Origin of the sequence: Vibrio gelatinilyticus, assembly GCF_022836845.1 — a bacterium.
In the GTDB taxonomy this organism is placed as follows: domain Bacteria; phylum Pseudomonadota; class Gammaproteobacteria; order Enterobacterales; family Vibrionaceae; genus Vibrio; species Vibrio gelatinilyticus.
The window spans coordinates 74,826-81,076 of record NZ_JAJNNZ010000017.1 but is presented as its reverse complement, the minus strand read 5'-3'; the positions used below and the strand labels follow the sequence as shown (position 1 = coordinate 81,076).

Sequence of the window (6,251 nt, the reverse complement as noted above, 5' to 3'; positions counted from 1 at the left end):
AATCACATTGGCAAGCCCTTTTTTGAGGTTTTTTGCTTTTTTTTTCTCAGTGAGTATTTTTCATCCATCTTATTGTAATTTTGTGCTATTCCTGTATCGAAGTTCATTCTAATTGTTGCCTGAAGGTAACCATAATAGAGTTAAAGATAATGAATACGATAAGAAGCTATAAAGGCATTACCCCTTCTATTGCCAACTCGGCCTATATAGATGAAACATCCGTCTTGGTCGGTGATATTCAGATCGATGAAGATGCCAGTATTTGGCCATTTGTGGCAGCTCGTGGTGATGTGAACCATATACGTATTGGTAAACGAAGTAACATTCAAGACGGCAGTGTTCTCCATGTCACTCATAAGAACTTAGAAAACCCTGACGGTTTTCCTCTTATCATCGGCAACGATGTCACCATTGGCCACAAAGTAATGCTGCACGGATGTACGATTGAAGACCGTGTTCTTGTAGGAATGGGGGCGACGGTTCTCGATGGCAGTGTCATTCAATCCGATGTAATGATTGGGGCAGGAAGTTTAGTACCGCCCAATAAGGTATTAGTGAGCGGTTTTCTTTATGTTGGAAGCCCGGCGAAGCAAATTCGCCCTCTAACAGAAAAAGAGCGGGATTTTTTACAGCGTTCTGCTGATAACTATGTGCAAAACAAAAATGATTACCTCAACGAGGTGTTACCTGTACCTAGAGCGTAATACTGCCATCAGCACAGAAGCTCTCATCTTCGATGAGGGCTTCTGCTTTGTCTTCGATATCGAAACGGTGGATCTCAAAGATATCTAACGCCTCACATTTACTCTCTATTGTTTGAGAGGAAAACGCTTGTAACGACTCAAGCCTAATATAGCAACGAATCAACATACCAGAATGCTGGGCGTGAAACTCTATAGCATCTTCTTGCCATATCACTTCGTCAGAAAACAAAATGCTTTGATTCATTATTGACCCTCTAGGTTTTTTCTAAGCTCTCTTAATATCTGCTTAGTGCCAGGCCTGATTCCTCGCCAAAGCATAAAACTCTCTGCAGCTTGTCCAACTAACATGCCAAGTCCATCGTAAGTAAATGCCGCTCCAGATTGTTGCGCCCATTGGTTAAATGTTGTCAATCCTTGCCCATAAGCCATGTCATAACTGACCGTTTTTTCACTAAAGATCATATCACTAATAGTCGGAAGCTCTTTGTATAAGCTGGCAGAGGTCGAATTGATTACAACATCATAGGGCTCACAAACGTCGTTCATCTCTTTGGCTATGACAGGCCCGTAAGGTCTAAATATCTCGACAAGTGCCTGAGCTTTATCAAACGTTCGGTTGGCAATCACTAACTGTTTAGGGTTTTGTGCAAGTAGGGGCTGAATAACACCTCTGGCTGCACCACCTGCACCAATAATCAATATTGATGCTCCTTCTAAAGGAACATGATATTGCAGCAAATCTTGAACAAATCCTTCGCCGTCTGTGTTATCACCTATAACTTGACCATCATCGAGGTTTTTAAGCGTATTGACGGCACCTGCGAGCTCTGCACGCTCAGTCAAGCGATCGGCAAACTGATACGCATCTTCTTTAAAAGGTGCGGTGACATTACAGCCTTTACCGCCACTAGCGAAAAATTCCATAGCCGCCTGTTTAAATTCCTCTTTTTCTGGTTGTAAACGTCCATACTCAAGCTGTTGGCCCGTTTGCCTAGCAAACAGCGTATGAATAAAGGGTGACTTACTTTGAGATATTGGATTCCCAAAAACGACGTATTGATCAGGTTTGCTCATGTCCCTATTGTGCTCGCTAATGATAGTGCGTATTAAAACACTATCATTTCAGTCAACTTACGCCAAGCCTACCATGCGCGAGGCTTAAGATAATCACGATAAAGGCGCTCTTCTTCAGATCCAACTTCAGGTTCAAAACAGTATTCCCAACGAGCCAGTGGCGGCATCGACATAAGGATCGATTCGGTTCTCCCTCCACTTTGAAGACCAAACAAGGTGCCACGATCGTAGACCAGGTTGAATTCAACATATCGGCCACGGCGATAGAGCTGGAAATCACGTTCTCGTTCACCATAAGAAAGGGCTTTTCTTCTAACCACAATAGGCAGGTACGCTTGAGTAAACCCTTCCCCGACAGCTTTAATATAGTCAAATGACCTGTCAAAGCCCCACTGGTTAAGATCATCAAAAAACAGCCCTCCGACGCCACGGGTTTCTTGACGATGAGGAAGGTAGAAGTAACGGTCACACCATTCCTTATGCTGTTGATATACATCCTCACCGAAGGGAGCACATAAAGACTTAGCCGTTTGGTGCCAGTGTCGGCAATCTTCTTCAAATGGATAAAAGGGAGTAAGGTCAAAGCCTCCACCAAACCACCAAATCGGTGCCTCGCCGTCTTTTTCTGCTATAAAAAAGCGAACGTTGGCATGAGATGTCGGCACGTAAGGGTTCTTTGGGTGTACCACCAATGAAACGCCCATGGCTTCAAATTTGCGCCCCGCCAGTTCAGGCCGATGTGCCGTCGCGGATGCTGGCATCTTGTCACCAAACACATGGGAGAAGTTGACGCCTCCTTGTTCAAACACACCGCCATCTTTGAGCACTCGACTGCGCCCCCCTCCACCGAGCTCACGCTGCCATTTATCTTCGACAAAAGTCGCAACACCATCAACTTGCTCTAGTTGCTGGCATATATCATTTTGAAGGCCAAGTAAGAATGCTTTGACCTGATCCTTGTTCACCTGTGACATTTAGATATCAATCCTTTTCTTATGAATGCGATTAAAATTAACCAGCCCTAAGTACTCGCTGCGTTTTGGCATCACGGATCTCACTTGGCCGTTCACGCCCCCCTGTTTCGCCTTCAAGAATGGCGCTTAAGCGACTTCCGAGTTGGATGCTCACTTCTTGCGTGGTCATACAAGAAGGTTGGCCCGTTAGGTTTGCGCTGGTCGAGGTAATAGGTTTGCCAAATGCTTGGCACAAGCGACGCACTTGTGGATGATCAGTCACGCGCACCGCTATAGTGTCAAATGAGCCACTTAACCAAGACGATACACGTTCACTCGCAGGCATTATCCAAGTTACTGGGCCTGGCCAACTCGCCTGAACGATTGCCAGTTGTTGCTCAGACAACTTCTGTTCATCAATATAAGGTCTTAATTGCTGATAGTTATCAGCGATGAGTATCAACCCCTTCTCAACAGGCCGCTCTTTGACCGCTAGCAGTTTTTGTATGGCCTCAGCATTATCGGGATCACATCCCACACCAAACACCCCTTCTGTCGGGTAAGCAATGACTTCACCACCAATAAGTGACTCAAGCACCAGTTGAAAGTTATCCACCCTGTCATCCTCTCAATATTGATTTATACAAATATTTTACAATTCAACTGCACTATCCTCAAAACTTTCGTACGAATCCAGAAAAAACTGACTTTTAACTCACGCAAACGTTTTCCTTGTTAAAAATTATTCGTATAATGCGCGAAAATTAGTTCACCAATGATTGCTTGAAGGAGCTTGAGATGAAAGTCGGTATTATCATGGGGTCAAAATCAGACTGGCCTACAATGAAACTTGCAGCGGATATGCTGGATCAATTTGGCGTTTCTTACGAGACCAAGGTTGTTTCTGCTCATCGCACACCGCAACTACTCGCTGACTACGCAAGCAGTGCCAAAGAACGTGGTATCAAGGTCATTATTGCTGGAGCTGGCGGCGCAGCGCACTTACCAGGCATGGCTGCAGCATTTACCAGTGTGCCTGTTTTAGGTGTTCCTGTTCAAAGCCGCGCTTTGAAAGGTATGGATTCGCTGCTCTCTATTGTGCAAATGCCAAAGGGGATTGCAGTAGGTACTCTAGCTATTGGTGAAGCTGGCGCGGCGAATGCTGGTATTTTGGCGGCTCAGATTCTTGGCACCCACGATGAGAGCATCATGGAAAAAGTCGAAGCATTTAGAGCAGAACAAACAGACACCGTTCTCGCCAATCCCGATCCATCTGAGGGTTAAACATGAAACACGTATTGGTCTTAGGTGCGGGTCAGTTAGCAAGAATGATGGCCCTAGCAGGCGCACCTTTGAATATCAAAATCTCAGCATTTGACGTAAACAGCGGTAATATTGTTCACCCTCTCACTCAACAGGTGCTAGGGAATGGTTTAACCACTGCCATTGAACATGCCGATGTGATCACTGCTGAATTTGAACATATTCCGCTGGATGTCCTAGACGTGTGTGAAAAAAGTGGCAAGTTCTTTCCGACCACACAAGCAATTAAAGCGGGCGGCGATCGTCGTATCGAAAAATCATTGCTTGATAGCGCCCAAGTCAAGAATGCCAAATACGCCGTGATTAATAATCGTGATGATTTTGATGCGGCGATTGAGTATGTAGGTTTACCTATGGTGCTCAAAACTGCGCTCGGTGGTTATGATGGCAAAGGGCAGTGGCGATTAAAATCTGCTGAGCATGTTGATGCTGTCTGGTGTGAACTTGCACAAGCGCTACAAGACAATCCGAATCAATCCATCGTTGCCGAAGAGTTCGTTCCTTTTCAACGAGAAGTTTCCCTTGTCGGCGCTCGCAACGCATCAGGTGACATTGCTATTTATCCTTTGGCAGAAAACGTTCATACCGATGGTGTGTTAACGCTGTCTACAGCAATTGATGAACCAGCCCTGCAGCAACAAGCCGCAACGATGTTCGAAGCTGTCGCCAATAGTCTGCAATATGTTGGCGTACTGGCGCTGGAGTTCTTTGATGTGAATGGCGAGCTTTTGGTTAACGAAATTGCGCCACGCGTGCACAATTCTGGACATTGGACACAGCAAGGTGCTGAGACCTGTCAATTTGAAAACCACTTGCGTGCCGTATGCGGTATGCCTCTTGGGAGCACACAAGCGATCCGCGCAACCTCAATGGTGAATATTCTTGGTGAAGATCAAGTGAGTGATTCCGTCTATGCATTAACAGGATGTCATGTTCACTGGTATGGCAAAGAAAAGCGCCGAGGCCGTAAGATGGGCCACATCAACGTATGTGCTCACGACAAAGCAGCCTTAAAGGAGAGTTTACTTGAACTGTCTGAGTTACTCGATGCCCAAGCATTCCCAGCACTAAAGCCTGCCGCCTTAGCGTTATAAAGCACCCATAAAAAAACGGCCTCGGCCGTTTTTTTATTCCTGAACTTTATGGCAGCCTCGTGCTGCGCACTCGATGATCACTCCCGAAGGTGATGATTTCTTTTCCATCAATAAGCCAAAGCCGCAAAACTGACATTGCCCGGCAATGGGCGGTCGATTGATAGAGAACTTACACTGTGGATAGTTATCACACGCGTAAAACACTTTTCCAAATCGCGTCTTTCGTTCCTTGATATGGCCTGAGCCACACTCAGGACACGCAACTTTATCTTGTGTTTCAACAACAGGATTGGCGCTTGGCGATTCAATAAAACTGCATGTTGGATAAGCACTACAGCCAATAAACATCCCGTAACGCCCCTGCCTCAATAGCAGCTCATCGCCACACTCAGGACACGCGACTCCCAACGCTTTGACAATGTGACCATCATTTTGATGAAGAGGTTTAATGTAATCACATTCTGGATAGCGGTTGCACCCTAAAAAGGGACCATGCTTACCATTTTTGATGTGAAGCTCACCAACATCACATTGCGGGCACGGTTCGCTTTCCAACGCATGTTCATGGGCGGAAAACAGTTGATGGTCAATCTTACGACTCATTGGCCAGTCTCATTACAAAAGTTAGTGAACAATACCCTGCTCAGTGGTGTAAACAAGCTCTTCCATTAGCGTATATGCGTTTTCATTACCCGGGACATTGAATAGCACCATAAGAATAATCCACTTGAGATCATCAAGTTCAAATTCACTGGTTTCGAGCCCCATGACACGATCGATGACCATTTCACGCGTCTCTGTTGTCAGCACGCCAACCTGTTCAAGAAACATGATGAAGCCGCGGCTTTGCACGCTCAATCGTGACATTTCTTGCTGAGTATAAATACGGGTCGAAGTCGATGCACTCATTTGGATCGCCGACTGTTGCTCACTGTTTTGCAGTGCCGCTAAGTCTTCCAACCAAAGCAATGCCTTGTAAATATCTTTTTGCCTAAATCCCGCTCTAAGCAATTCATCTTCTAATTCGTCTTGATCTACCTGTAGTTCTGCATCGCTATGGACGTAGGTTTCGAACAGGTACATCAGTATGTCCATCATCATAG

Annotated in this window: 9 protein-coding genes; 3 read left to right on the top strand and 6 right to left on the bottom strand. The window is 45.6% G+C overall.

All coding sequences use genetic code 11. The features are described 5' to 3' along the window. The first annotated feature begins 149 nt into the window (after window positions 1-149). Window positions 150-704: a gamma carbonic anhydrase family protein gene (locus tag LNL84_RS16995; protein ID WP_244358871.1), complete on the top strand. Its 555-nt coding sequence runs from the start codon at window positions 150-152 to the stop codon at window positions 702-704. Here the strand turns inward: LNL84_RS16995 and LNL84_RS16990 are convergent. The 4 genes from LNL84_RS16990 to tsaC all read right to left on the bottom strand — a co-directional run bounded on the left by LNL84_RS16990 (window position 694) and on the right by tsaC (window position 3,347). Then, a complete protein-coding gene (locus LNL84_RS16990; RefSeq protein ID WP_244358869.1) occupies window positions 694-948 on the bottom strand; it encodes a DUF1488 family protein in 255 nt (84 codons plus the stop codon). The genes LNL84_RS16995 and LNL84_RS16990 overlap by 11 nt on opposite strands. Beyond that, window positions 948-1,778 carry a shikimate dehydrogenase gene (gene aroE, locus LNL84_RS16985; RefSeq protein WP_244358867.1) on the bottom strand — a complete coding sequence of 277 codons (831 nt, stop codon included), beginning with the start codon at window positions 1,776-1,778 and terminating at the stop codon, window positions 948-950. Before aroE ends, LNL84_RS16990 begins: the two co-directional genes overlap by 1 nt. 68 nt (window positions 1,779-1,846) lie before the next feature. After that, entirely contained in the window at window positions 1,847-2,752 is a 906-nt protein-coding gene (gene hemF / locus LNL84_RS16980; protein WP_244358865.1) for an oxygen-dependent coproporphyrinogen oxidase, read from the bottom strand. Window positions 2,753-2,789: 37 nt separating this feature from the next. After that, window positions 2,790-3,347: an L-threonylcarbamoyladenylate synthase type 1 TsaC gene (gene tsaC, locus LNL84_RS16975; RefSeq protein WP_244358863.1), complete on the bottom strand. Its 558-nt coding sequence runs from the start codon at window positions 3,345-3,347 to the stop codon at window positions 2,790-2,792. A 182-nt stretch (window positions 3,348-3,529) separates the two neighbouring features. Between tsaC and purE the strand changes: the two genes are divergently transcribed. Beyond that, window positions 3,530-4,015 (top strand): 5-(carboxyamino)imidazole ribonucleotide mutase, encoded by a 486-nt coding sequence (gene purE / locus LNL84_RS16970; RefSeq protein ID WP_244358862.1) that lies wholly within the window; start codon window positions 3,530-3,532, stop codon window positions 4,013-4,015. A gap of 2 nt (window positions 4,016-4,017) precedes the next feature. Next, on the top strand, window positions 4,018-5,148 hold the full coding sequence (locus LNL84_RS16965; RefSeq protein ID WP_244358860.1) for a 5-(carboxyamino)imidazole ribonucleotide synthase: 1,131 nt from the start codon (window positions 4,018-4,020) through the stop codon (window positions 5,146-5,148). 33 nt (window positions 5,149-5,181) lie between these two features. On the opposite strand, the gene LNL84_RS16960 is transcribed toward LNL84_RS16965, so the two are convergent. Further along, entirely contained in the window at window positions 5,182-5,751 is a 570-nt protein-coding gene (locus LNL84_RS16960) for a DNA topoisomerase family protein (RefSeq protein ID WP_244358858.1), read from the bottom strand. Window positions 5,752-5,772: 21 nt separating this feature from the next. Beyond that, on the bottom strand, window positions 5,773-6,249 hold the full coding sequence (locus tag LNL84_RS16955) for a DUF494 family protein (RefSeq protein ID WP_279611069.1): 477 nt from the start codon (window positions 6,247-6,249) through the stop codon (window positions 5,773-5,775). Window positions 6,250-6,251: the final 2 nt, after the last annotated feature.

What these genes read in the sequence shown, in the direction of transcription:
- LNL84_RS16955 (WP_279611069.1), bottom strand. Translation starts at nt 6,249, where the DNA reads ATGATGATGGACATACTGATGTACCTGTTCGAAACCTACGTCCATAGC.
- aroE (WP_244358867.1), bottom strand. Translation starts at nt 1,778, where the DNA reads ATGAGCAAACCTGATCAATACGTCGTTTTTGGGAATCCAATATCTCAA.
- LNL84_RS16990 (WP_244358869.1), bottom strand. Translation starts at nt 948, where the DNA reads ATGAATCAAAGCATTTTGTTTTCTGACGAAGTGATATGGCAAGAAGAT.
- hemF (WP_244358865.1), bottom strand. Translation starts at nt 2,752, where the DNA reads ATGTCACAGGTGAACAAGGATCAGGTCAAAGCATTCTTACTTGGCCTT.
- LNL84_RS16965 (WP_244358860.1), top strand. Translation starts at nt 4,018, where the DNA reads ATGAAACACGTATTGGTCTTAGGTGCGGGTCAGTTAGCAAGAATGATG.
- LNL84_RS16960 (WP_244358858.1), bottom strand. Translation starts at nt 5,751, where the DNA reads ATGAGTCGTAAGATTGACCATCAACTGTTTTCCGCCCATGAACATGCG.
- purE (WP_244358862.1), top strand. Translation starts at nt 3,530, where the DNA reads ATGAAAGTCGGTATTATCATGGGGTCAAAATCAGACTGGCCTACAATG.
- LNL84_RS16995 (WP_244358871.1), top strand. Translation starts at nt 150, where the DNA reads ATGAATACGATAAGAAGCTATAAAGGCATTACCCCTTCTATTGCCAAC.